General features: G+C 56.5%; 2 protein-coding genes. One reads left to right on the plus strand and one right to left on the minus strand.

The features are described 5' to 3' along the window. Positions 1–277 (plus strand): choice-of-anchor A family protein (locus I5W_RS08155; protein ID WP_044528857.1); only part of this gene is annotated, 277 nt, incomplete at its 5' end. Positions 278–367: 90 nt separating this feature from the next. Here I5W_RS08155 and I5W_RS08160 read toward each other — a convergent pair. Continuing rightward, positions 368–970: a phosphatase PAP2 family protein gene (locus I5W_RS08160; RefSeq protein WP_017450881.1), complete on the minus strand. Its 603-nt coding sequence runs from the start codon at positions 968–970 to the stop codon at positions 368–370. Between the last annotated feature and the right edge of the window lie 590 nt (positions 971–1560).

Here is a 1560-nt window from a genome sequence, read left to right on the forward strand (position 1 = left end):
CGCCACGCTTGACATCAACAGCCAGTTCGGCGGCAGCATCCTGGCTATCCATGCCAGCCTGACCAATAACCAGAACATCGAAGGCGGCGTGTTCGTCAACAGCTTGACTCAAAAGGGCGAGCTGCATCTGCAACCCTTCACCGGCAACCTGGCTGCCGTGGCGCCGGTTCCCGAGCCCGAAGAGTACGTGCTGATGCTGGCCGGCCTGGCGCTGGTGGTGGGCGTGGCGACCTTGCGCCGCCGCCGCATCGCGCTGCCGGGCGCCCTGGCTGTCTGATACGGTCAACCGCCGCGCCAGCCATTGCGGAAATGCCGTCCAGTGACATGCTGGACGGCATTTTTTTCAAGAGGGGAAGCTGTGGCGAACTCAGAGCGGCTCGTGACGCATATAGACTTCGGTGCGCCCGGACAGGTTCTTGGCCAATTCCTGCAGGAAGCTTTGGGTCGGAGCGGGCTTGTCAAAGCCGGTCATCATCAGCGCGGCCGCCAGACCCAGGGGCAGCAACAGATGGCGCAGGGGCGGTGCCGACTCGCGTAACGACAAGCCGAAAGCCCAGGCTGCGCCGGCACCGACCAGCAGTCCGAGCAAGACCTCGGACTCCGAGTGAACCTTGATCATCAGACGTGACGTGCCTACCGCTGTTACTACCAGCGCAGTCAAGGCCAGCACCAGCAGCCGGCGGCCGCGGCTGCATTGCTGGGTCAGCAGCAGGGCCAGCGAGAGATAGAGTGCGCTGGAGGAGGCCGTATGACCACTGAAGCCGGTGAAGTTCAGCATGGGCAGGCTGATATCCCAACCCATGAACAAGAGCTTGCTGATCACCACGATCAGCATTGCCATGCCGAAGGCGGCAAGCCAGGCGAACATGGGGCGCCACATGCGGTTGATGGCCAGCCAGAGTGCCAGGATGCAAGCGCCGGGAATAGTGATGGTGCTGTCGCCGAGGAAGGTGATCGTATGCCAGTTCATGAAGGACTTTGAAGTATGCGGGTGTTGCCGGGGAAATATTAGCGGCTTGTGGGGGACGCGGAAAGCGCTGGGACTCTTGCTCAAGGATAAACGTTCAGTTTTTGTTGCATCGCGATATAAATAGTTTATGAGTCGGAGAGCATTTGTTGCGAAAATGGTAATTTTCCGTTTTTCCTACAAAGCCTTGCTGGATTGTCTGATTGTCCCGTTTATAGGGGCATGTATCCTTGTCGCCTGGTTTTCTGCGTGGCAATTTTCCACATAAATTTTTGCCTAAATTTCAAAAATGATGCATGATTACTTCTAATTTTTTCTGTGTTGCAGCGCAGCAATTCAGTCGCAAAATATTGCCATTGTTTTAAAAAGTAAAATGAAAAAGAAAGGGCGCTGATTCGTGAAGTCACGGCAGTTTCGCAATAACAGCAAGCGCAGGACTCGCGTGCGCATGTGCGCTCTGTTGGTGTCCATGACTTGCCCTTTCGCTTATGCGGCAGACCCCGGTCAGGTGGTGGTCCCGTATGTGCAGTACACGTATTTGCATGAGGATAATCTGTTGCGTTTGAGTGGCCCCGATGCGCACAGACGGCCTC

The sequence above is a fragment of the Herbaspirillum sp. B65 genome (assembly GCF_000333555.1).
Classification (GTDB): domain Bacteria; phylum Pseudomonadota; class Gammaproteobacteria; order Burkholderiales; family Burkholderiaceae_D; genus Herbaspirillum; species Herbaspirillum rubrisubalbicans.

Coding starts and splice junctions, on each gene's coding strand:
- I5W_RS08160 (WP_017450881.1), bottom strand. CDS start 970: ATGAACTGGCATACGATCACCTTCCTCGGCGACAGCACCATCACTATT.